The sequence below is a fragment of the Thermocoleostomius sinensis A174 genome, assembly GCF_026802175.1.
GTDB classification, from domain to species: domain Bacteria; phylum Cyanobacteriota; class Cyanobacteriia; order Elainellales; family Elainellaceae; genus Thermocoleostomius; species Thermocoleostomius sinensis.
Genome location: NZ_CP113797.1, coordinates 390,635 through 413,070, shown reverse-complemented (window position 1 = coordinate 413,070; position 22,436 = coordinate 390,635). Strand labels below are relative to the sequence as shown.

At 48.8% G+C, this 22,436-nt stretch carries 19 protein-coding genes; 6 read left to right on the top strand and 13 right to left on the bottom strand.

The features are described from left to right. Positions 1–62: 62 nt before the first annotated feature. From OXH18_RS01680 to lysA, 3 genes are all read right to left on the bottom strand, one after another. Positions 63–818 carry an isoprenyl transferase gene (locus tag OXH18_RS01680; RefSeq protein ID WP_268610694.1) on the bottom strand — a complete coding sequence of 252 codons (756 nt, stop codon included), beginning with the start codon at positions 816–818 and terminating at the stop codon, positions 63–65. Next, positions 815–1,738, bottom strand: coding sequence for a diadenylate cyclase CdaA (gene cdaA, locus OXH18_RS01675; RefSeq protein ID WP_268610693.1), 924 nt, complete (start codon positions 1,736–1,738; stop codon positions 815–817). Before cdaA ends, OXH18_RS01680 begins: the two co-directional genes overlap by 4 nt. 261 nt (positions 1,739–1,999) lie before the next feature. Beyond that, the gene (gene lysA / locus OXH18_RS01670; protein ID WP_268610692.1) at positions 2,000–3,403 is read right to left on the bottom strand and encodes a diaminopimelate decarboxylase; all 1,404 of its coding nucleotides are present in this window, start codon (positions 3,401–3,403) and stop codon (positions 2,000–2,002) included. A 214-nt stretch (positions 3,404–3,617) separates the two neighbouring features. On the opposite strand from lysA, the gene rimI reads away from it, so the two are divergent. Beyond that, positions 3,618–4,214 (top strand): ribosomal protein S18-alanine N-acetyltransferase, encoded by a 597-nt coding sequence (rimI, locus tag OXH18_RS01665; protein WP_268610691.1) that lies wholly within the window; start codon positions 3,618–3,620, stop codon positions 4,212–4,214. A gap of 329 nt (positions 4,215–4,543) precedes the next feature. Then, complete coding sequence (locus OXH18_RS01660) at positions 4,544–7,021, top strand: ATP-dependent Clp protease ATP-binding subunit (RefSeq protein ID WP_268610690.1); 2,478 nt, start codon at positions 4,544–4,546, stop codon at positions 7,019–7,021. Positions 7,022–7,117: 96 nt separating this feature from the next. Here OXH18_RS01660 and OXH18_RS01655 read toward each other — a convergent pair whose 3' ends face one another. Then, positions 7,118–8,590 carry a leucyl aminopeptidase gene (locus OXH18_RS01655; RefSeq protein WP_268610689.1) on the bottom strand — a complete coding sequence of 491 codons (1,473 nt, stop codon included), beginning with the start codon at positions 8,588–8,590 and terminating at the stop codon, positions 7,118–7,120. 251 nt (positions 8,591–8,841) lie between these two features. Between OXH18_RS01655 and OXH18_RS01650 the strand changes: the two genes are divergently transcribed. Beyond that, positions 8,842–11,115 (top strand): lytic transglycosylase domain-containing protein, encoded by a 2,274-nt coding sequence (locus tag OXH18_RS01650; protein ID WP_268610688.1) that lies wholly within the window; start codon positions 8,842–8,844, stop codon positions 11,113–11,115. A gap of 80 nt (positions 11,116–11,195) precedes the next feature. On the opposite strand, the gene OXH18_RS01645 is transcribed toward OXH18_RS01650, so the two are convergent. Together OXH18_RS01645 and OXH18_RS01640 are read right to left on the bottom strand one after the other, a co-directional pair. Beyond that, positions 11,196–12,359: a sensor histidine kinase gene (locus OXH18_RS01645; RefSeq protein ID WP_268610687.1), complete on the bottom strand. Its 1,164-nt coding sequence runs from the start codon at positions 12,357–12,359 to the stop codon at positions 11,196–11,198. A 268-nt stretch (positions 12,360–12,627) separates the two neighbouring features. Further along, entirely contained in the window at positions 12,628–13,887 is a 1,260-nt protein-coding gene (locus OXH18_RS01640; RefSeq protein ID WP_315874810.1) for an ATP-binding response regulator, read from the bottom strand. A gap of 644 nt (positions 13,888–14,531) precedes the next feature. On the opposite strand from OXH18_RS01640, the gene OXH18_RS01635 reads away from it, so the two are divergent. Further along, a complete protein-coding gene (locus tag OXH18_RS01635; RefSeq protein ID WP_268610685.1) occupies positions 14,532–14,939 on the top strand; it encodes a DUF2294 domain-containing protein in 408 nt (135 codons plus the stop codon). A 13-nt stretch (positions 14,940–14,952) separates the two neighbouring features. Here the strand turns inward: OXH18_RS01635 and OXH18_RS01630 are convergent, their stop codons facing one another. Both OXH18_RS01630 and hisG read right to left on the bottom strand, forming a co-directional pair. Then, a complete protein-coding gene (locus OXH18_RS01630; protein WP_268610684.1) occupies positions 14,953–15,405 on the bottom strand; it encodes a response regulator in 453 nt (150 codons plus the stop codon). A gap of 305 nt (positions 15,406–15,710) precedes the next feature. Continuing rightward, the gene (hisG, locus tag OXH18_RS01625) at positions 15,711–16,361 is read right to left on the bottom strand and encodes an ATP phosphoribosyltransferase (protein WP_268613263.1); all 651 of its coding nucleotides are present in this window, start codon (positions 16,359–16,361) and stop codon (positions 15,711–15,713) included. 215 nt (positions 16,362–16,576) lie between these two features. On the opposite strand from hisG, the gene OXH18_RS01620 reads away from it, so the two are divergent. Further along, a complete protein-coding gene (locus OXH18_RS01620) occupies positions 16,577–17,386 on the top strand; it encodes a hypothetical protein (protein WP_268610683.1) in 810 nt (269 codons plus the stop codon). Between the two features lie 155 nt (positions 17,387–17,541). On the opposite strand, the gene OXH18_RS01615 is transcribed toward OXH18_RS01620, so the two are convergent. From OXH18_RS01615 to murG, 3 genes are all read right to left on the bottom strand, one after another. Then, the gene (locus OXH18_RS01615) at positions 17,542–17,736 is read right to left on the bottom strand and encodes a heavy-metal-associated domain-containing protein (protein WP_268610682.1); all 195 of its coding nucleotides are present in this window, start codon (positions 17,734–17,736) and stop codon (positions 17,542–17,544) included. A gap of 338 nt (positions 17,737–18,074) precedes the next feature. Next, on the bottom strand, positions 18,075–18,215 hold the full coding sequence (locus OXH18_RS01610; RefSeq protein WP_268610681.1) for a hypothetical protein: 141 nt from the start codon (positions 18,213–18,215) through the stop codon (positions 18,075–18,077). Between the two features lie 467 nt (positions 18,216–18,682). Beyond that, entirely contained in the window at positions 18,683–19,759 is a 1,077-nt protein-coding gene (gene murG, locus OXH18_RS01605; protein ID WP_268610680.1) for an undecaprenyldiphospho-muramoylpentapeptide beta-N-acetylglucosaminyltransferase, read from the bottom strand. 212 nt (positions 19,760–19,971) lie between these two features. On the opposite strand from murG, the gene OXH18_RS01600 reads away from it, so the two are divergent. Next, positions 19,972–20,871, top strand: coding sequence for a nuclear transport factor 2 family protein (locus OXH18_RS01600; RefSeq protein WP_268610679.1), 900 nt, complete (start codon positions 19,972–19,974; stop codon positions 20,869–20,871). Positions 20,872–20,964: 93 nt separating this feature from the next. On the opposite strand, the gene OXH18_RS01595 is transcribed toward OXH18_RS01600, so the two are convergent. Together OXH18_RS01595 and OXH18_RS01590 are read right to left on the bottom strand one after the other, a co-directional pair. Further along, a complete protein-coding gene (locus OXH18_RS01595; protein ID WP_268610678.1) occupies positions 20,965–22,035 on the bottom strand; it encodes a potassium channel family protein in 1,071 nt (356 codons plus the stop codon). A 110-nt stretch (positions 22,036–22,145) separates the two neighbouring features. Beyond that, entirely contained in the window at positions 22,146–22,385 is a 240-nt protein-coding gene (locus tag OXH18_RS01590; protein WP_268610677.1) for a DUF6464 family protein, read from the bottom strand. Between the last annotated feature and the right edge of the window lie 51 nt (positions 22,386–22,436).

The following is a 22,436-nucleotide window of genomic DNA, read 5'->3' as shown; positions in this document are numbered from 1 at the left end:
AACCGCTACGATGCGGTCATTCCTTTCATTGGGTTGAGCCGATAGGATGACCCAAAACCTGCTCAGACCTTAACCTTGCCAAACCGCCGATCGCGCTGTTGATAGGCACTCAAGGCTCGGTGAAACTCGTTACGATCGAAATCGGGCCAAAGGGTATTAGTGACATACAGTTCTGCATAGGCCACTTGCCACAGCAGAAAGTTACTGATGCGCATTTCGCCACTGGTGCGGATAAGCAAATCCGGGTCGGCATGCCCAGCCGTATACAGATGGCGCTCGAATAGAGCTTCATCAATTTGTTCCGGTTGCAAATGCCCTTGCTGCACCTTGGTGGCAATTTCTCGGCAAGCTTGAATAATTTCCTGGCGACCGCCGTAATTGGTTGCTACGGTAAACCGAATGCCCGTATTGTTGCGGGTTTCTGCCATCGATCGCTGAATTTCTTCTCGCAGCGATTTGGGCAGTGCATCTAAATTACCCACAAAGTGAATCTGTACCTCCTCGGCCATCATTTCTCGCAGTTCTTGACGCAGGACGCGTTCAAACAGTGTCATCAGAAAATCAACTTCTTCTAACGGTCGTCCCCAGTTTTCCGTAGAAAAGGCATAGGCAGTTAGGGCTGAAATTCCCCAATCTTTGCAACAGCGCAGCATATCTTTCAACGTATCCACGCCGCGCCGATGCCCCATAATCCGAGGTAAGCCCTGCCGTTTGGCCCAGCGACCATTACCGTCCATAATGACCGCTACATGCCGGGGTAGGCGATCGCGGACCAAGTCAGCAGGTAACTCTCGTTGGATGGTTGGGTTGACAGTCATTTTTTCTCCCGAGAAGCCGATGATTTAGAACGAACAAGACGTGGAAACAGCAAGATCATGCGGGCACTCAACTTGCGACCAAGACTGCGCAAAGGAGCCACCCGTTCTGGATCAACCGAAGGGGAAAAACGTTCCCGCAATAGTTCCCTCAGTTTACTGCTTGTTAGGGGTCGATTTAGATTGCCCCCTTCTGCCAGCGAAATTGATCCGGTTTCCTCAGATACAACTACGCATACGCAATTTTCGACTCGCTCGGTAATTCCCATCGCGGCTCGGTGGCGCGTTCCCAACTGTCGCGAAGCCGTGCGATCGGAAATTGGCAAAATCACTCCGGCTGATATCACCCGTGAGCCACGGATAAAAACGGCTCCGTCGTGAAGCAGGGTAGAGGTCTGAAAGATCGTTTGCAGTAGCTCTTTGGAAACTTCGGCATTTAGCCGAACGCCAGGAACCGAAAAATCTCGCTCATCCACCGGGCGATCGGTTTCTAAGATTAATAATGCGCCCGTTCGGTTTTGAGAAAGTTCTTTAACTGCGTCCACAATCTCGTCAATCACACTATCGGGTTTGGGCGTTGCTCGGCGGCTAGGTTGAAAAAGTTGAAGCACTTCTCCGCGTCCCAGTTGTTCTAGCAAACGGCGAAATTCGGCTTGAAGAATAAAGGCCATCGCCACAGCCGAACCAATCACAAGTTTCTCTAAAACAAAGGTCAGCAACGTTAGCCCTAAAATACTACTTAAGACCGAGGACAACATCAGGATAATTAACCCTCTGACCATCCAGAGAGTGTGCCGCTCACCGATAATGACCAATAGCATGTAGGTGAGTAGCAGGACTAACCCCACATCGATCGCACGGAGCAATGGCAAGGACCAAGTCCAACCCAGATCTTTCAGCAATTGCTCCAACAGAGATCCCATCTGCTCGACTCTGGCTTAAGTGATATCAGAAGGATGAAAACTTAACCGGGAGGTCCGATGACTTATGTGAGCGTTATCGAACACCAAACTAATTCGAGGTAAAGGATCGATAAAGTCTTGCATTTTTAATCGTGAAGCTTGCTGGTCAAAAAAGATAGTTCAAACTTCAACACTCAATACTCAAAACTCTTCTAGCCTAGAACCCCTTCATCATCTATCTTCCACTGCAAGCTGTCTTCTTCATCCCTCTGGCTTAATTCTTCATCCTTTCTCTACAAGTTTTTCTGGTAGGCAGTCATGTTGAATTAAGTCTTGATAACTTTCCCGCTTCAGGATCACGTCGGCTTCACCCGCATTCACTAGAACGGCTGCCGGACGAGGCAAGCGATTATAGTTGGACGCCATGCTGTAGTTATAGGCACCAGTGCCCATAACAACCAACGTGTCACCCGATTTTGTTTGAGGCAGCCGCGCTTCTTTGATGACAATATCACCTGACTCACAGTGTTTTCCGGCTACTGCCACCATTTCTGTCATTTCTGCCGACATGCGATTGGCAATAACCGCTCGGTAGATTGACTGATAGGTAATAGGGCGAGGATTATCAGACATGCCGCCATCTACAGTAACGTAGGTTCGCAGATTTGGGATTACTTTTTGACTGCCAACGGTGTATGCAGTGACACAAGCAGAGCCAATCAGCGATCGTCCCGGCTCAGCAATCAGTTTTGGTAATGGCATCTGAAGGGTTTCGCAAGCAGCCACCACCCCTTCACAAATCACCCGGACCCACTCGTCAATACTGGGTGGATCATCCTGCTCGGTATAGCGAATGCCCAAACCACCACCAATATCTAATTCGCGCACGGGTAGATTATACGTGGCCGCCTTGCTCATCCACTGCATCATCACCATTGTTAAGTCTTGATGGGGTTGCAGTTCAAAAATTTGCGAGCCAATGTGGGCATGAAGTCCTACACACTCTAGAGCAGGTTGCTGGCTGACAAAAGCAAATACATCTTCAAGCTGATCGGGATCAAAGCCAAACTTGCTGTCTAGGTGTCCAGTGCGAATATAGTCATGCGTGTGGCATTCAATGCCAGGGGTAAGGCGCAGCAGAATCCGGGTTGGGGGTTGAAGAGCATCCTGCATCCTTGCCAACGTTTCTAGCTCTAGCCAATTGTCTACGACGATCGTGCAACCGACTTCCACCGCAAACTGTAGCTCGTCTATCGATTTGTTGTTGCCATGAAAATAGATGACTTCAGGATTCATTCCTGCGCGCAAAGCAGTGTAGAGTTCTCCCCCTGAAACCACGTCAATTCCCAGTCCTTCGCTGGCAACGATCGCACACACTGCCAAACAGTTCCACGCTTTGGAGGCATAAATCACCAGCGACTCACCCGGATAGTAGCGCTGAAAAGCTTGATGATACTGTCGGCAGGCCCTACGCAGGGTTTCCTCGTCTAGGATATAGAGAGGTGAGCCAAATCGGCGTACCAAACTGGGCACGTCACATCCTCCTACCTCCAGATGATCGTTCTTATTAACCGTCGCCGTGAGTGGCAGGAGAGATTGATTCGGTGAGCCAGCGGAGCCTAGTGAAGATGTCGGCAAATATTGGCGGCCAGAAGTGACCGCCTCTGTCGCAGAGGTTACTATCATTCGTACACTATATCCTTGAAAGTCAAACTATCCTGAAAAATTCAGCGTTCCTTAGCCTGTAAGCGTAAACTGCTTCAGAGGTTTGTTCAATAAACGATTCATTTAACCAGTGTACAATTGAGGGCTGTACTCAGGTTGAACGTTTTCGAATGAATCGATCGAGTCCATCGATGGTGTAGCTTCGATGAGTGCATTGAGTGTGTGAGCGAACGGTGTGAATAGGCTTGAAATTGAACCCCTGACGGCTGAGCGGTTGTCTGCTGCGGTTGAACTCGATCGCCGTTGCTTGGGTGGTTTATGGACGTTGGACGGTTATCGTCGAGAATTGGAAAGCCCCAACAGCGATTTGTTGATTCTTCAAGGAATGGGAAATAGGGAACAGGAAATAGATGAGGGAGCGCTAATTCCCAACTTCCTGCTTGGACTTGGCTGTCTCTGGGCGATCGCGGATGAAGCTCATATTACGCTGCTGTTGATCCATCCAGATTATCGGCGACAAGGGCTAGGACAGTTGCTTTTAACTGAACTACTGTCTTCGGCGTGGCGACGAGAATTAAGATGGGCAACGCTGGAGGTGCGAGTATCTAATCAAGCGGCCATCGCCCTCTATCAACAATTTGGCTTTGAGACAGCAGGACGGCGCAAGCGTTATTATCAAGACAATGGGGAAGATGCCCTGATTTTGTGGCGGGGTGGGTTGCAGCATCCAGACTTTTCTAAAACCCTACAGCAATGGCGACGAGTAGCAATCGATCGCTTGCAGCAATGCAATTGGCAGGTTGGGCGCGATCGCCATATGACAAACTCCTAAGCATGGTTTTTTGACCTATCTCTTGACTTGTAACCGTCTTTTTATGAAAATCTCCCTTCGGGAGCAATTTTTCTACCTCCTCGGAAACACCCTTCGCCGGTGTCGGTCTGGCGTCTATTGAGCCGGTCTCATCTGAGCAAGCATCAATGCACGCCAAATCCTGTTCCCACCAGGTTTTCTCCTCGCACGCGGCTCAATCAATTTAGGGAAAATCGCGCGAAGAGCTTCGGTGATCCCTACCTTTGACTTGCTGTTCGTCCATAACAGCTTGAGGATTCTCCTATGCTAAAATCAGCGTACCGGCACGCACCAGGTGATAAAGGAACGCCATGTTTGAACGCTTCACAGAAAAAGCCATAAAGGTGATCATGCTAGCCCAGGAAGAAGCTCGTCGCCTGGGACATAATTTCGTAGGCACGGAGCAGATCCTCTTGGGTCTGATTGGGGAAGGGACCGGTGTCGCCGCTAAAGTTCTCAAATCCATGGGCGTCAATCTTAAAGATGCTCGGATTGAGGTTGAAAAAATCATTGGTCGAGGGTCTGGTTTTGTAGCGGTTGAAATTCCCTTTACTCCTCGCGCCAAGCGAGTTCTAGAGCTTTCTCTAGAAGAAGCTCGTCAGCTTGGTCACAACTATATCGGTACAGAGCACCTGCTATTAGGTCTCATCCGTGAAGGTGAAGGGGTTGCTGCCCGAGTTTTGGAAAATTTGGGTGTAGATCTTTCCAAAGTTCGGACTCAAGTCATTCGGATGCTAGGAGAGACAGCCGAGGTGTCAACGGGCGGCAGCCAAGGCCGCACCAAAACCCCAACGCTGGATGAATTCGGCTCTAATCTGACTCAGATGGCGGCTGAAGGAAAGCTCGATCCTGTCGTTGGTCGCCAAAAAGAAATCGAACGAGTCATTCAAATCCTTGGTCGTCGTACTAAGAATAACCCTGTCCTGATTGGTGAACCCGGTGTGGGTAAAACCGCGATCGCCGAGGGCTTGGCTCAGCGCATCTCGAACGGTGATGTGCCCGATATTTTGGAAGACAAACGAGTCGTTACGCTGGATATTGGTCTGTTGGTTGCCGGAACCAAATATCGCGGCGAGTTTGAAGAACGACTCAAGAAAATCATGGATGAAATCCGGCAAGCTGGAAACGTGATTTTGGTGATCGATGAGGTGCATACCCTGATTGGGGCTGGAGCCGCTGAAGGGGCGATCGATGCGGCCAACATTCTTAAGCCAGCCTTAGCGCGGGGTGAGTTGCAGTGTATTGGGGCAACCACATTGGATGAGTACCGCAAGCACATCGAGCGCGATGCAGCCCTAGAACGCCGCTTCCAGCCAGTGATGGTGGGCGAACCCACAGTAACCGAAACGATCGAAATTCTACATGGCCTGCGCGACCGATATGAGCAGCACCACCGCCTGAAGATTTCGGATGAAGCCCTAGAAGCGGCAGCTAAGCTGTCGGATCGCTATATTTCCGATCGCTATTTGCCAGATAAGGCCATTGACCTGATCGATGAGGCTGGATCGCGGGTGCGCTTGATTAACTCTCAATTGCCGCCTGCTGCTAAGGAGTTGGATAAGGAACTGCGTCAGGTTCGCAAGGACAAGGATGATGCGGTTCGCAATCAGGACTTCGATCGAGCCGGAGAGCTACGCGATCGAGAAATGGAAATCAAAGCGGAAATTCAAGCGATTACTAAGAATCGCAAATCGGAAACATCAGATACTGATGATCAGCCTGTGGTTTCTGAGGAAGACATTGCTCAAATTGTGGCCTCTTGGACAGGCATTCCAGTTAACAAGCTCACCGAATCTGAATCGGAGAAACTGTTGCACATGGAAGACACGCTGCATCAGCGCATGGTGGGCCAAGAAGAAGCTGTTAAGGCAATTTCTCGCGCTATCCGTCGTGCCCGGGTTGGATTGAAGAACCCGAACCGACCGATCGCTAGCTTCATCTTCTCCGGACCAACGGGGGTTGGTAAAACCGAATTGGCCAAGTCTCTGGCTGCCTACTTCTTCGGCTCAGAAGAAGCCATGATTCGCCTGGATATGTCGGAATTTATGGAGCGCCATACGGTTTCCAAGTTGATTGGTTCTCCTCCGGGCTATGTCGGCTATAACGAAGGCGGTCAGTTAACCGAAGCGGTGCGTCGTCGTCCTTATACGGTGGTCTTGTTCGACGAGATTGAGAAAGCTCACCCCGATGTCTTTAATATGCTGCTGCAAATCCTGGAGGATGGTCGCTTGACCGATGCCAAGGGGCGCACCGTAGACTTCAAGAATACGCTGCTGATCATGACCTCGAACATTGGTTCTAAGGTGATTGAGAAAGGCGGCGGCGGTCTGGGCTTCGAGTTTGCCACTGAAAATGCAGCTGATGCGCAGTACAATCGAATTCGATCGCTGGTGAATGAGGAACTGAAGCAATACTTCCGTCCAGAGTTCCTTAACCGGGTGGACGAGATCATTGTCTTCCGTCAGTTGGTCAAAGACGAAATTAAGCGAATTTCCGATATCCTGTTGCGGGAAATCTTTGCTCGCCTAGAGGAGCAAGGCATCACCCTGGAAGTCACCGAACGGTTCAAGGATCGATTGGTGGAAGAGGGCTACAACCCAACCTATGGGGCACGCCCGCTACGTCGAGCCATTATGCGGTTGTTGGAAGACTCGCTGGCAGAAGAAATTCTCTCAGGTCGGGTGAAGAACGGTGATGTGGCGATCGTTGATGTGGATGACGATGGCAAGGTGCAAATTCGCTCTGAGCAAAAGCGGGAATTGATTCCACAAACGGCGGATCAGTTTTAATTCAGTCCGGTATTTACCGACAGTTACACTGATCCAAATTGGCACTGATGTAAAAGGGTGGGCATTGCCCACCCTTCTTTGTTTTGGTGAGATTTGCTAGCTTAAGACCCAATCGACCAACATTCGCACCGGAAACCCTGTGGCTCCAGGGTTGTTGTAGCCGTTCTCTTTGTCTGTCCATACGGGACCGGCAATGTCAATATGGGCCCAAGGTGTGTCTTTCACAAATTGCTTTAAAAACAGAGCAGCGGTAATGGCTCCACCAGGGCGGGGCCCTGTGTTCTTCATGTCGGCCACAACCGACTTCAAACCATCGAAATATTTCTCTTCGAACGGCATCTGCCACAACTTTTCACCCGATCGCTCCGACGCCTGAGTCAGTTGACTAGCCAGCGTATCATCCTCCGTCCAAAATCCGGCAATATCATCCCCCAGTGCGATCACACAAGCTCCGGTTAAGGTAGCCAGATCAACGATCGCATCGACTCCTAGCTTGTCGGTGTAGACCAGTGCATCTGCCAAGGTTAAACGCCCCTCAGCATCGGTGTTGTTAACCTCAATCGTTTTGCCATTGGAAGCAGTGAGAATATCACCAGGATGCATGGCATGACCACTGATCATATTTTCCGTAACGGCACTGATGAAATGTACCTCCACATCTGGCTTAATTTGGGCAATCGCTTTCGCTGCTCCTAACGTGGCGGCTGCACCACCCATATCCGTCTTCATCATCTCGATGCCGCTGCCGGCCCCTTTGATATTCAGCCCACCGCTATCAAATGTGAGACCCTTGCCGACGATCGCCACTTTCTTACGCGGCACTCCTTCTGGACGATAAATCAGATGAATGAACTTGGGCGGCAAATCCGACGCTTGAGCCACGCCCAAAAATGCACCCATACCCAGCTTTTCGCAGTCTTCGCGCTCCAGAATCTTAATATCTAAACCGTATTCCCGCGCAATCGCTTCTGCGGTTTCGGCCATCGTGATCGGAGTGACAATATTAGCCGGAGCCGCGACCAATTCCCGCGCCAAACTCACTCCTAGGCAAACTTGCCGCGCCCGCGTAATAGCAGCATCCTGTTCACTCAATCCCAGTAGATCAATGCGCTCCAGCTTCAGCCCCTTTTCCTCAGTATCCGACTTAAAGCGAGTATCTTGATACAGGGCAAGTTCCACTCCTTCCACGATCGCTTGGGTCGTTACTCCCGCATCTTCATTCCAAATCGGCAAGCTAATTCCCAGCGTTTTGCACTTTTCCTTCTTCCCCAACCGGGCGGCAGCAGCAGCAGCCCGACGCCAACTTTCGAGTTTCGGAGCAGCAGACTTGCCCAACCCCACTACAGCAATTTTACGAATGGGATGATTAGACCCAACCCGCGTCACAGCACTGCTGCCCTCTTTGCCTTTAAATTCAAATTCTGCAATCAGTTCTGACAGCGTACCCGAGACAAATTGATCTAATTCTGCTAGCGCTCCCGATAATTCAATCGCCTCTTCAAACAAACCGACCACCAGACAATCCCCAGACCACTGAAGGGGGGAGGTATCTATCCCACGAAGCTCCATAAAGTAACACAGGTTGAAATCATTATGTCTTTAAGTATTGCTCAAATTTTTCATTGTTGTGATAGTCACCCGCGAGAATTCGATTGGTGAAATTGATTGTAAATTTAGCGTGGTCAAAATTTAGTGTGGTCAACTAATCATGAATCCTTCATTCAAAGTGACCAACAAAACTTAAAACCTTTGCTAGATTTACTAAAGTCTTAAAGACGTAAATATCCTAACGATCCAACCTGAGTGAGCTTGACAAACGAATGCTGGAGCAGGAACAAACTCAACCAAAGCCACTATCGTCCTCAAACCCACAAACTGTTTCCAAAAAACGGTGGTTTTTGTGGGGGGCCGGATTAGGAGGCTTGGCCCTAGGAGGAATCACCTCGGCTGTTTTCTTAGTTGGCCCGGCCAAACTACCATTTCTAGACCAATGGTTTGGCGCTCAGTTAATCAACTCAGGGGCAGACCTGGAGGATTCTCGTCCTTCCACCTCCACCCTGGCATTAGCATCTGTTTCACCGACCGATCGCGCCATTCAACTGGAAGAACTAGCCAATCAGGGAACTTCATCGCTCGATCGGGCCCGTGCTCGCTACTTACGGGCTGTTGACTTAATTGAGCAAGATCGAGGGGGACAAGCATTACCGTGGTTGGATGGATTAGAGCACGAGTATGACGTGTTAGCTCCGCATATTCTGGCAAAGCGGGCCCAAGCACAAGCCGCCACTGGGGACGCGGCTAAAGCACAGGCGACTTGGCAAGCCTTGGTAAAGCAGTATCCGAATCATCCTAAAGCGGCTGAAGCATTATTTCATTTAGGTAAAACCAATTCTGCTTATTGGGATCGGATGATTGCGGATCATCCGTCTCATCCGCGCTCGGTTGAAATTGCAGTGAATCGATTGCAGCAGAATCCTAAACAACTAGATCTGATGCGGCTCCTCGCCCGTCACGGGGTTTATCTGCCAGATATTGGCTCGGTGCTCGATCGGCTTCGAACTGATTACGGAGGACAACTTACCCCTGACGATTGGGAAGCGATTGGGTTTGCCTACTGGGAAATTCAGCGATATGGCAGTGCTGCCGAAGCCTATGCCAAAGCGCCTCCCTCTGCCATTAACCTCTATCGCGCCGCTAGAGGGGCCCAACTCGATGCCCGTGGAACCGTTGCCACAACCCGATATCAAGCCTTAGTGCAGGCGTTTCCCTCGGAAAAAGAAACAGGCTTAGCGCTGCTGAAACTCGCCGAATTGGAAGAGAAACCAGACAAAGCCATTGCCTATCTCGATCAAGTGATTAATACCTTTCCCGATCGAACCGCTGAAGCCTTGATGGCAAAAGCTAACATTCTCCAAGCCGCAAACAGTCCGCAAACAGCCCTCCAGATTCAACAACAAGTTCTCAAAGAGCACAGTGGCTCAGAATTTGCGGCTGACTTGCGCTGGCAACAAGCAGAAGCGAATTTTAAGAAAGGAGATATCCAGGCAGCCTGGGAATGGGCCCGGCAACTCGCTCAGGAAAATCCAGATAGTGTCCATGCCCCCGAAGCGGCTTTTTGGGTAGGCAAATGGGCAGCACAACTCGGCAGAACAGACGAAGCGCGGCAGTCCTATGAATATGTCTTGGCCAACTATCCAGGTTCCTACTATGCGTGGCGATCGGCTGTCTTACTCGGTTGGGATGTGGGCGACTTTAGCACCGTGCGCCAAAAAACACCAGAAGTAGAGCGCCCTGCTACTCGTCCGGAACCCCTTGCTGGATCAGCTGCCCTTAGAGAATTGTACTTACTCGGTCAAACCCGCGATGCGTGGAGTCTGTGGCAAGTTGAGCACACAGACCGGGTTCAGCCTACCGTTGCTCAGCAATTCACCGACGGCTTGATTCGTTTAGGGGTCAATGATAATCTAGATGGAATTTTCATGCTCTCGAACCTGAGTTTTCGGGAGCAACCCGACGAGAAACAAGAAGTGGCTGCCCTGAAGCACCACCTTGACTATTGGCAAGCGCTGTACCCCTTTCCCTATTTGCAGTCGATCGAACAATGGTCGCAGCAACGCCAGTTAAATCCTATGTTGGTAACGGCGCTGATTCGCCAGGAATCTCGATTTGAACCGAAAATTCGATCGGTCGTTGGCGCTACTGGGCTGATGCAGGTGATGCCAGAAACCGCAGAGTGGGTGGCTAATCAAATTAATCTAAAACAGTACAACCTAGAAGATCCGCAGGACAATATCAATTTGGGTACGTGGTATTTAGACTTTACCCATCGAGAATATAACAACAACTCATTATTTGCTGTCGCCAGTTATAACGCAGGACCAGGCAGTGTCGCCGATTGGATTAATCGATTTGGCTTCAACGATCCGGACAAATTTGTGGAAGAAATTCCTTTTCCCGAGACCAAGGGGTATGTAGAAGCGGTGTTTGAGAATTACTGGAACTACTTGCGGTTATATAACCCCACCGTCTCTGAAAAACTGGCACAGTTCTCTAAATCTCATGCGAATTTGGTGAATTCTCGGCTAGGGAAGTAGGCGCTCCACTAGCTAAGGCTGGTGCATTATAGTCAGTCTGCCCAAAAGCTACTAGTCAAAAGATTCTCATCCAAAGGTTCTTAATCGTGCAGCGGCAACTTCACAGTAAATGTGCTGCCTTTGCCTAACTCTGAGACCGCACCGATCGTGCCACCATGGGCTTCCACAATGCAACGAGACAGGTAAAGCCCCAATCCACTGTCGGCGCGTTTATGATTCCCTTTGCGGAACCGCTCGAAGATAATAGCTTGATCATCCGGTGAGATGCCTGAGCCAGTATCTTCCACCTCGATCGTGATCCAACGGTTGGGCGATGGAGAAGCAGATTCAGCAGACGATGGGGCTTCAAACACTCGAATAGTAATGTGACCTTGTTCGGTAAACTTAATCGCATTCCCCAACAAATTGACGACAACCCGTCGGAGTTCTAGTCGATCGCCCATCACTTCAATCGTATCAATCGTAGTGTCGCCGGACTGAATTCCAGACTGAGCATCCCATTTGGAAAAATCAGCCGTTAAAGCGACTCCCTTTTCTGCGGCAAGCGGCTGAAGTTCTTCAATGATCTCCTCAATGATTTCACGTAAATTGCAGGGGGCAAACGTCAATTTTTTTTGTCCTGCTTCGTGGCGATAAACTTCCAGCAGGGTATTTACCATTTGTAAGAGGTTTTGATTACTGCGAATCATCGCGCCGATCGCCTCTTTCATATCTGATGAAATTGGGCAAAACGTTTCTTGCATAAACAGGTTGAGCATCCGATCGGCCGCCACCAGTGGCGTTCTAAGATCGTGAGTCAGGCGAGAGACAAAATCCTCGCGTTGCCGACTCATGGCTTCTCGTTCGTCAATGCTATGCTTCAAGCGCAGCAGCGATCGAACCCGAGCTAACAACTCTTCTGTGTCAAATGGCTTGCGAATAAAATCATCGGCTCCTCCATCTAGCCCTTCTACTACGCTGGATTGTTCATGAGCCGTAATTAACAAAATAGGAATAAAGGGAAGGGTCTGATTTTGGCGGATACGGCGAGTTACTTCATAGCCATCCATACCAGGCATCATGATATCCAGTAATACCAAATCAAACGGCGATCGATGCAAGTGAGATAATGCAGAGGGCCCATCTTCTGCCAAAATCACCTCATATCCTTCATCTTCTAGAATCGCTTCGATCAGATAGAGGTTATCTGGTACATCATCAACAGCGAGAATTCGACTCGTTCTAGGTTGGGAAGCAGAAAGCATATCTGTCTATATTTGTTTGTAAAACAACGGCTTTCATACCCATGTGTAGCTTTCGCTAACCAGAGGAATGCGCCTCGGTATTGCCGCACGTTAACCTACCAGTTGAGAACTTTTACCGGGCGGAGAGCATCATAGCCATTCATCCCTATAAACAAGCAGGGATGAAGCAAGGTATAAAGAGATTTGATATTTCTATGTTACGATTTGTTGGGTTTGCCCTATCTCTCTCTTAAGGAAGATTAGTCAGTACCGAGTGGCATTAGCTTTGCTATAACACATCAGACCGACTAAGGCTAAATGCTTTAGCAGTAGTTGCTCGATCGGTGGGCGGCAACTGTTGTGGCAATTCTACTCGAAACACAGATCCTTCGCCCAACTTGCTCTCAACGGTGATGTTTCCATGCATCATCCGCACGAGTGAGTCAGTAATGGCTAATCCCAGTCCTGTTCCTGCATAGCGACGGGTAGTAGTTTGATCAAGTTGCCGAAACGGTTCAAAAATTTGTCTCACTTTTTCTGGTGCAATACCAATACCCGTATCACGCACCGTGATCACAACCCAACCGGGTGCCTTTGTCCTGACGTCAATGGTAATTTCTCCGCGATCGGTAAACTTGATAGCATTGGACAGGAGATTGACTAATACCTGTCGCAGGCGATGGGGATCACTATAGACTTGTGGGTCGTCTAGGTTAATGCTGAGTTCGATGGAAAGGTGCTTCTCGTCAGCGAGCGATCGCAGTTCTTCTACTGTAGCGCCAACGACTTGTCCTAAATTGAATGTTTCTGGTTTGACTTCCAGTCGTCCTGATTCAATTTTAGAGAGGTCAAGAATGTCGTTAAGTAACTCTAATAAGTGCTTGCCGTTGTTGAGAATACGCTCGATCATATCGACTTGTTGAGCCGACAATACCCCTTTACTGCGTCGCAGGAGTAATTGCGAAAACCCAATAATGGCATTGAGTGGAGTGCGCAATTCATGAGACATCGTTGCCAGAAACTGCGACTTCAAGCGGGAAGCTTCTAATAATTTGAGGTTTTGAAGTTGGATTTGCTGGCGTTGTGCTTCTAATTCTTGATTCTTGCGCAACAGTAACTCGTTGGTTTCTCGAAGCTGCTGGTTAGCGATCGCCACTTGTACCTCGGCTCGATAAACCCGAATAGCGCTCCGCAAAACTTGTTCGAGTCGCTCTGGGGTGACTCTAGATTTAGCTAGATAGTCCGTCGCTCCAGCTTTCATCAACTCTACGGCAATTTGCTCATCGCCTTGCCCGGTCAACACCACCAACGGCACTCGAATTCCCTGTTTTCGTACCTCTTGCACCAGTATCAATCCATCCAGTTCTGGTAGTTGATAGTCTAAAAACGCGCAATCAAACACCTCATCTTCTAATAGCGTTAGTGCTTCGGAAAAGCTTCTAGCCTCTGAGAGTTGAACCTGTACATTTGCCTTTGTCAGAGCACGATGAACAGCCATCCGATCGACTTCGTCGTCGTCCACTACTAGAACCTTGAGGGTTTCTTCCATGCACTCGCTCGCTTTAATGCTCACGCCTTTCCATGCTGTTTGAGCAGCCTGAATAACCAACGCAGAAATTGTACCTATAAATATTTACTATCTTACTGCTCTACTAAGGCGTTGCCGTCAGTCATTAGTTAGAAGCCAGTTAGAAGTCAGTTACAGGTGCAACTTCAAGCCAGCGCCAAGCACTAGAACACGTAGATGGTGTTTCAAACCGGGTGACATCTCTTGATGGGGGCCCCCTTATAGTTCCTCTTACTAACAGGGACAGGTCGAGGGAATGGAAGCCACTTATCTGAAACGTGATCAGAACAAGTAATTAGGGATTAGTTAAGATTTTCTGACTTTTAAGCTCCGTTGAGCAGACGACTGTCTGACCAATGAAGGTAGCCAATCACAGCAGCAAAACCAGTCCAACTCTGGTGTCTCTCTTAAGACAGACTTGGCGAGTGCCCCTGATATCTCAAAATCCACCGATAGATGTTTGTGAAGCCATTGAGCCGATCGCTACGCTTGACACAGTATTTTACAGTCCCCAAAGGCTTAGCTATATGCCGTGCTCGTCAACTTAGAGCAATTCCTCGAACCATGATTTGAGATTGCATTCTCTAGCTTGTCGGCAGCGGTCTATTTTGTATGGAGATGTCATTATGAATACTTCGATTCCTACGAATGGTCAGCTAGAGCGAACACTTTCACAACGTATTCAAGCACTTTACAGGGATGAGTTAGGGCATCGCACAGGCAAAATAACTTGCTCATTATGTGGCAGCAAAGCAGTTATTGTCATAGAAGATTCAATTACTCAACCTGAGCAAATCCTGGCGAAAGAAGGACAGACAACGCTAGCTGAAGAAGTACGTTCAGAACTAGACGATGCTATTCAACCCCGACTAAAGCAGTTAATTGAAGAAGTTCTGAATGTAGAGGTGATTGATCTGCTGAGTGATGCCACCCTAGAAACGGGCCGAACTGGCATTATTGCCGTCCTGAAAATGGAACCCACTGTCCGAGCTTCGTCAGCAACCCAGCGCCTTAAGACTCGGGCCCCCCTTTAGCCGAATCCGATACCTAGCTAGTTGGACATACTCCAGTGTGGCGTTGAATCAAAGCCTCTAAGTCTTCCAACATATAGGGTTTACTTAAGTAGTCGGTGAACCCTGCCTGCAAAATGGTTTGCCGATCTTCGGCTCGTGCCAAGGCGGTAACGGCAATTACAGGAATGTTGCACGTTGAGAGATCCTGCTTAAGGTGCTGTACCACCTCCATCCCATCAACGTGGGGCATCAGAATATCCAGCAAAATCAGATCGGGTTGATAGGTTCTTGCGACATCTAGGGCAGTTTGACTATCCGATCGGCTGATAAACTTGCAACCAAATGTTTCGAGCGCGTAACTTAAAAGCAGAAGATTATCATCGTCATCATCAACTGCCAGAACTAGTGGCTGCTTAATCGTCTGAGGTTGTTGATTAACCCCAAGGGAGAAAATTGGATTCATACTGTCCGCCGTAGATAGAGCCATGAGTACCAGAATGATGGGAGTTTGAACAAGACTCTCTTTCAGCGGCTAACTGGCGCTAGAAGCGGAGGCTAGCTCACTACTCTGACTCAGATTGAAACTCCTTGTTCACACAGAGGCGCGAAGGAAAGAGTACTCAAGCTGACATACCGTTAGGCAACGAGTACATTATACGCAAAAAACTAGAAAGCTTAAAATTTTCTTAAGTTTTGTGATCAATTCCTGACTTTTATGAAGTAGAACAGCGATTTTGCGTCTAACTCAGATCCGTTTAGATCCGTATTTGACTAGGCAAATGCCGGTGAGTGCTAGGAGACAATAGCAGTTGGTAGAGCCGCTTCGATGCGATTAATCCACGCTTGTAGATGATCACGGTTTAACCGATAGCTCAGCGGATGAGCAATCAATCGTGCCGTGCTGTCAAACAGTTTATCAAGTTCCACCAGATTATTCTCGGTGAGGGTTCTACCTGTAGCTACTAAATCGACGATCGCTTCTGACATGCCCGTGATTGGTCCAAGTTCAACCGAGCCATAAAGTGGCACAATGTCTACTGGAAGATCCAAGCGGTTGAAATACTCATTGGCGCACTGCACAAATTTGGTAGCTACCCGGCAATGGGCTGGTAGTTCCAAGGCAGATTGATAGGAACTGGCAGCGCGGACGGCTACGGATAGGCGACAGTGTCCAAACTGAAGATCCAGTAGGTGGGCGACTTGGGGCCGCTTTTCCCGCAAAATGTCATACCCTACAATCCCTAACTGAGCCTGACCATATTCTACATACACTGGAACATCGTAGTTTCGGACTAGGAGCGCCTTAGCAGTATGGTTTGCATCCCAAATTTCAAGCTGCCGATTTGACGAATCTAGAAATGCACTGAAGTCTAGACCAACCGACTTTAATAGCCGGATGCTGTCACTCAACAGTCCACCTTTAGGTAGGGCGATCGTAATCATAAACTTAGGATAAATCGGCAGGATCAAACTAAACCTAGCTTACCTGCTTGCCTTGAGGATGGGCAGGCTGATTTCTAATTAATCACAAGTCCATCGATATTGTTTGGCTAATTCACTGGAAATTCACTAAAATTCATCGATTGCAAATGCGGCGGCGTTCCCGAAAGCAGGCTAATATTTAGAAATCTCAGACGTTTGAATTATTACATTCCTTAATGCTCTCCTCCAATCTGTCTAGTCTTCTGTTGACCTTTAGCAGTGGACAGACTGCAAAGGCAATTGAAGTGCCAATTTGGCAAGCGTTACCGTCTGCGTTGGAGGCTGTAGGTTTGAGCAAGTCGCGTCCGGTATTGGTATTAATTGGGGGTGCATGTCAGCTTGATCCGGAAGATAGCCATTGCCTGCACTCTCTATTCGTAGAATTTTTAGCTCCTGTCGTTGAAGAACTTGGTATTACCGTTGTGGATGGTGGCACCGATGCCGGCGTCATGCGGTTAATGGGTCAGGCCCGAGCAGCGATTAATGCCTCGTTCCCTCTTGTTGGGGTGGTTCCCGTTGGAAAAGTGCACTTACCCAATGCCAATACTCCGGGAAAACACGGTCTAGAGCCGCACCACACTCACTTTATCTTGATCCCTGGACAGCGCTGGGGAGATGAATCTCGCTGGATTGCTACGATCGCTAGTTTGCTGTCTAACGGCGAAAAGTCTTTGACACTGCTAATTAATGGTGGCACGATCGCCTCTGTGGATGTGCAGTCTAGCATCGCCGAAGGGCGTCCGGTGATGGTAATGGCAGGTACAGGGCGACTAGCCGACCAAATTGCTGTTGCCATGCAACGCCCGGAACTTGCCTTTCCGCCGCTATCAGCATTGATTCATATGGGAGCCGAAATAAACGGCCTTACTGTTTGTGACGCCACCCAATCCACTCAGCAGCTAAGTCATGCATTCAAAGACTTTTTTGCAATCGATACTCCCGCAGATAAGGCTAGTGAAGTCATGACTAGTACGGCAGTGCTGTAGTTTTAAATGCATTGATGATCGGGCTGATTAATTAAGTGCCACTATCAAAATCAAAACATCGATCGCTACGCACGCCTGAATGAAGCGATCGATGTTTTAGTGTTAATTGGATTCAGTCTTAATAATTTACAAGTGTGAACCAAACAAGCGACTGATTAAGCAAGCTGATGTCCCGCTGCAACAATAAGTTGTCTAAATGTTTCTTCAGATGCCTGCGATTCAACCGTGACTGTTTTGGTGTCTAAATTTACATCTACTTTGGCGTCAGGTTCGGAGGTCAATATTGTTTCTTTTAAGGCTTTAGCTGATTCGGGACTATCGATCGTTGGAACGTTGAGCTTTAGCGCCATAAATCCTCTGCATAAAAGTCCATATTGACCATATTTTCCAGCTTGAAGTTGAAAATTCCCATGGCACTGTGGGCAGATTTGCGGCAGATGGTTCTACCACTTATGGCAGAAGTATATGACTAGGCAAAGTCCAATTACAAGGAACGATCGATCAGAGGACGTTACGTTTGCAAGTCTAACCCTCATGCCCCAACCCCTTTCCCAAATAGGAAGGGCGACCGGATCAAAGTCCTTCGCCCCACGAGAGCAGAATTCAGGGTGAGAGCGACAAACGGAATATGTCCCAGATCGATCGCCCCTCACATGATTACATGAGTTGTTTCAACCCTCCCTACGCACTAACGCCATTGCGAATACGCATCACCATCAAACGGTTGAACTCCAACAGCAGGATACTGATCGTCACTGGGGCTAAAAAGCCGAGTCACAGCTTCAGCTAAAAATTGAATTGTCCCTTGCATCGCTTGAACAATAGTCATAGCATTGACTCCAGTTGTGTACGCTGATGAGTTAATCCGTAGCCACTTCTCACCGATTTGCTATCAATCCAGTCAAGCTGTGAATTCGATCAAGCATTGAAAGTAGATTGAAAGCAAACAAATGAGTGCTGAAGAGGCGCTTCAAAGGGCTGAATTTCTGTTAGCAATTAACACTCTATTGATACGAAACTCTATCGGTTGAATGGTGGTTAATTGTTAACGGCACTATCTGAAAGCGATGAGAACATCTGTTCAGATTATGTTTGAATTGAACTTGATTGAAGTATTCAACCCACACCTCAATCATAAAATTTCTGCTCGTTTCTGCTGAGAGACCGCCACTATTCTTTACACTGTGTGAGTCAATGTAAGCTGCGATCGAACGTTTTTTAACAAACTAGGAGTTCGATGCATCTTAACTAACCAACCTACTAACAAGTCGATTCTGGCTGATACTTGAATTACCCTCAAGAATTCACCAGTTGTCGAATTAGATCTGCCAACCGTTCAGCGCTATCTACGATCGCTAGTTGTGCCATACGATTGGCCATTTGCTGCAATGTGTGCGGTGAATGTAGCAGATGTGAAACCTGACTTTGCAAGATTTCTGGTGTCAGTTCAGCTTGTTGAAACAGTAGAGCGGCTCCGGCATCAGCAAACACCTTGGCATTGTAAGTTTGATGGTTGTCAGCGGCATAGGGATAGGGAATCAAAATCGCAGGGGTATGGGTAGCAGCTAGTTCGGTTAGCGTGCCAGACCCGGCTCGGCTGATGACTAAGGTTGCCCGTTGCAGTAGTCCGGCCATGTTGTTGTAAAACGGCAGCGCTAGATATTGCGGATGACTGAAGTCCTTGACATCCGGATCGTTATCGCCCGTTAGGTGAACAAGCCATGCACCAGCATCCAACCAAGCCAGCGCCGATCGCCGGACCAACTGATTCACTGCCACTGCCCCTTGGCTGCCGCCCACCACCACAATTAAGGGTGCGTTGTCTGGAATTGGTAGGTCGGTGATCATCGATAGGGCTGCTCGAAACTGCGATCGAACTGGTGTTCCCACATGAACTGTTTTGGCACGGGGTAAATACGGTGCTGCCTCCGCAAAGCCAATTGCCACCACACTGCACCAGGCACTCAACGATCGGGTCACTTTCCCTGGTAAAGCGTTAGATTCATGCAAAACAACGGGCAACCCCATCAGTCGGGCTGCTGCAATAGCAGGAGCCGCAATATAGCCACCTGTGGTTAACACTGCTTGAAACCGCCCTCGTTGCAACAGGTCTCGCACTTGCCAAATTGCAGCCAGCAATCGCCCAGAAATCACCAACGTGGAAACCCCTAACCGCTTTTGGAAACCTTCTACAGGAATGGTGTGGAGCGGATAACGATCGGGAACCAGTTGCGTCTCTAGTCGATCGGGAACTCCTAACCATTCAATCTGGTATTCTGGCAATTGCTCGGCGGTGGCAATAGCCGGAAACAAATGCCCACCCGTGCCACTGGCTGCAATTAAAAGCTTGGGAACTGAAGATAAATTAGACACAGAATTAAGTCTCCGTTGCGAGGCGATCGGGTTGTGCCTCAATGAGATGCTGCGTTGCGCTTTTGCCGCATCTTACCGCTAAATTTACCGTTTGGATCGGCTGATGGGTGCTGATTATCTCCAGAAGTTAGCAAAAACAAACCTAAAAACAACCAATGCAGTGGCTTGAGTTAGCCTATAATCTCCTGAGACCCTGATCAAGGCTGCTGGCTATGCCCAATTGTCTCCTTCCTCTCCTCTTCAATCGTTCGGTACAACGACGCAAGCGCGATCGCCTATTAAAGCTAGTATCGTTCTTGCTATTAGGATTCATGCTTAGTTGGGCTAGTGGGGTGCATGCACAGACCGAAACTCCTACCCCAGCGAATGTCAACCCTGAGCCAGCGTCTCCAGTAGATGTCGAACCTGTCCCAGTTGCTAGCGATGCTCCGGCTGAGCTTCTGGAAACCATTGCCAGCATTGATGCGGCCGCCAGTCAGCAGGATTTAGAAACAGTGATGAGCTTTTACAGTCCTACTTTTTCTAATTCGGATGGCTTAACCTATGACGGTTTGCAACAAGCGCTGGAAAACTTTTGGGAACGCTATGCCAACCTTACTTATGCCACACAAGTCAACGATTGGGAACGAGATGGGAATGCCATTGTTGCAACCACTACCACCACGATCACAGGAACTGAACGGCGAAATGGGAATGCGCTCAATCTGTCTGCAACAATTACCTCACAGCAACGCTTTGAAGACTTGAAGATTGCCAGCCAGGAAATTTTGGCTGAGCAAAGCCAAGTGACACAGGGACAAAATCCGCCAACAGTGGAGGTGATTCTGCCAGAGCAAGTGGGCACCGGACAGAAGTATGAGTTTGATGTAATTGTGCTAGAACCCTTGGGCGATCGGTTGTTGTTGGGGGCTGCGGCTGAAGAAGCTGTACAGCCAAGCGCTTATCTTGATCCAACCGACATTACGCTAGAACTGCTTAGCTCAGGGGGATTGTTCAAAATTGGGACTGCCCCTGCTACACCAGAAACTCGTTGGGTTTCAGCCATCTTAATTCGAGATGATGGCATCACAACGGTTGCTCGTCGCCTGCAAGTGGTTGCTCCCAGCGAATAACGTCAGAGAATCTCTGAAGTCCTACGATCGGCAGTCGATCACAAACAAAAGCGGCATCAAGCGAAAATTTCATGCGTCAATCTTGGGTCTTGTCTAAACAATCCGTTCTACGTGGCGGAACGCCATCACAATTAATGAATCGGTGTCTTCTAACCGATCGAAATGCTCCTGTTTGGGGTTTAACCATATTTCTCCCTGTCCGGATTTGATACCCACTAGCAGTAAAGGATTATCAGCATGGGCCGCGCTGTACTGGCTTATCCACTGCGTCAGTTCAGCAAAGGTTTTGCCGTGAAGGGATGTTGGATACTTGCCTGGCTCAATAAAATAAAACTCGTTCGTCTCATCCGAATACGTCAACAATTGCTGATAAACCACCGACATATTTTTGAACACGGCGCTTTGGGCAATGATTCCCGAACTATAGTCGCGGGCTGAAATCACCTCGTCTACGCCAGCCTCCCGTAGGTGGCGACGGCGACCCAGTTTCACGAGTTCCCCCACTACATGGATATCCTTCTTTTGTCCAGGAATTTGCTCCAGATGCTTAATAGCCAAAGCAATCAAGGCGTTTTTCTCATCAGGGCCTTCGGAGGCTTCATCGGCTAGCAGAATCACTGCTTTGGCTTGACAAGCTTGGAGGTTTTCTAAAGTGGCATGGTGAGTTGGGTCAGCTTGAATAAAGTGAACATCGCTGCGATCGTCAAATTCGTTACGATCGTCGATCACTGACGCTGAAATTACCACAATGTCCCGTGGGTGTTCTTGGTTTGCCTCTAACAACTGGCGCACAATGGTGGGTGCTTTTTCATTCCAATTACAAATAATGATGTGATCGTTAAATTGCTTCACGGCTTTCTCCTGTCGCAGGGCACGAGTCACAAAGACCGAAGATATTTTGCCAACGATCGCCCCAAAGGCAAAGGTGCCAAAAATTAATAGCAACAGTTGCAGCACTTGTCCTGCGATCGTTTTGGGTTTGTCTGGATACTCGCCCATTAGAGTAATCAGGGCATTCTCCAAAACATCCCAAGCGCCTTCACTGGATGTCAAGGCTCCTTCACTCCACAGAAGTGAAAGAATGAGACCGACTAGTAGCGAAAGGAGGGCGATCGAAGCGGCTATCAGGTTTAAGCGACTGTTTTGGTTCACTCGTTTCTGCATCACACCGTTTTAGCAATACCCTGATCGGGAAATAGGGAGCAGGGAGTCGGGAATAGGGATTGGGGTTATCCACTGATTCAACCCATTCGCTCATCTACCCCTCTACTCCTCTACCGTTCCTGTCTTGGTTGATAGTGTGAGCAGTCTTGGCACGGGCCAAAGGGGTTGACAGCACAACGTAGGTAAGTCGATCGAGCGTTAAATCGACAGGTAAAGTCTCCAATAACATACCCCACTCCCTCGATGTAATGATGATCCGGTGGAAGGCGTAGGCTCGGCAAACCCCGAGTTGCCACCGATTGCATCGCCAGCCTTAGACGTTCCTGTGCTCTGGCGTCTGCCTGCCGCATGATCCACAAAGAGAACAGTGATGGGGTAAGACCAAGGACAACAATGAACAG

Excerpts from the sequence above, each read along its gene's own strand:
- OXH18_RS01590 (WP_268610677.1), bottom strand. The coding sequence starts at position 22,385 with ATGCGGCAGGCAGACGCCAGAGCACAGGAACGTCTAAGGCTGGCGATG.
- OXH18_RS01660 (WP_268610690.1), top strand. The coding sequence starts at position 4,544 with ATGTTTGAACGCTTCACAGAAAAAGCCATAAAGGTGATCATGCTAGCC.
- OXH18_RS01595 (WP_268610678.1), bottom strand. The coding sequence starts at position 22,035 with ATGCAGAAACGAGTGAACCAAAACAGTCGCTTAAACCTGATAGCCGCT.
- OXH18_RS01635 (WP_268610685.1), top strand. The coding sequence starts at position 14,532 with ATGAATACTTCGATTCCTACGAATGGTCAGCTAGAGCGAACACTTTCA.
- OXH18_RS01680 (WP_268610694.1), bottom strand. The coding sequence starts at position 818 with ATGACTGTCAACCCAACCATCCAACGAGAGTTACCTGCTGACTTGGTC.
- OXH18_RS01640 (WP_315874810.1), bottom strand. The coding sequence starts at position 13,887 with ATGGAAGAAACCCTCAAGGTTCTAGTAGTGGACGACGACGAAGTCGAT.
- hisG (WP_268613263.1), bottom strand. The coding sequence starts at position 16,361 with ATGATTACGATCGCCCTACCTAAAGGTGGACTGTTGAGTGACAGCATC.
- OXH18_RS01645 (WP_268610687.1), bottom strand. The coding sequence starts at position 12,359 with ATGCTTTCTGCTTCCCAACCTAGAACGAGTCGAATTCTCGCTGTTGAT.
- OXH18_RS01610 (WP_268610681.1), bottom strand. The coding sequence starts at position 18,215 with ATGACTATTGTTCAAGCGATGCAAGGGACAATTCAATTTTTAGCTGAA.
- OXH18_RS01615 (WP_268610682.1), bottom strand. The coding sequence starts at position 17,736 with ATGGCGCTAAAGCTCAACGTTCCAACGATCGATAGTCCCGAATCAGCT.
- OXH18_RS01650 (WP_268610688.1), top strand. The coding sequence starts at position 8,842 with ATGCTGGAGCAGGAACAAACTCAACCAAAGCCACTATCGTCCTCAAAC.
- lysA (WP_268610692.1), bottom strand. The coding sequence starts at position 3,403 with ATGATAGTAACCTCTGCGACAGAGGCGGTCACTTCTGGCCGCCAATAT.
- OXH18_RS01620 (WP_268610683.1), top strand. The coding sequence starts at position 16,577 with ATGCTCTCCTCCAATCTGTCTAGTCTTCTGTTGACCTTTAGCAGTGGA.
- OXH18_RS01600 (WP_268610679.1), top strand. The coding sequence starts at position 19,972 with ATGCCCAATTGTCTCCTTCCTCTCCTCTTCAATCGTTCGGTACAACGA.
- OXH18_RS01655 (WP_268610689.1), bottom strand. The coding sequence starts at position 8,590 with ATGGAGCTTCGTGGGATAGATACCTCCCCCCTTCAGTGGTCTGGGGAT.
- cdaA (WP_268610693.1), bottom strand. The coding sequence starts at position 1,738 with ATGGGATCTCTGTTGGAGCAATTGCTGAAAGATCTGGGTTGGACTTGG.
- OXH18_RS01630 (WP_268610684.1), bottom strand. The coding sequence starts at position 15,405 with ATGGCTCTATCTACGGCGGACAGTATGAATCCAATTTTCTCCCTTGGG.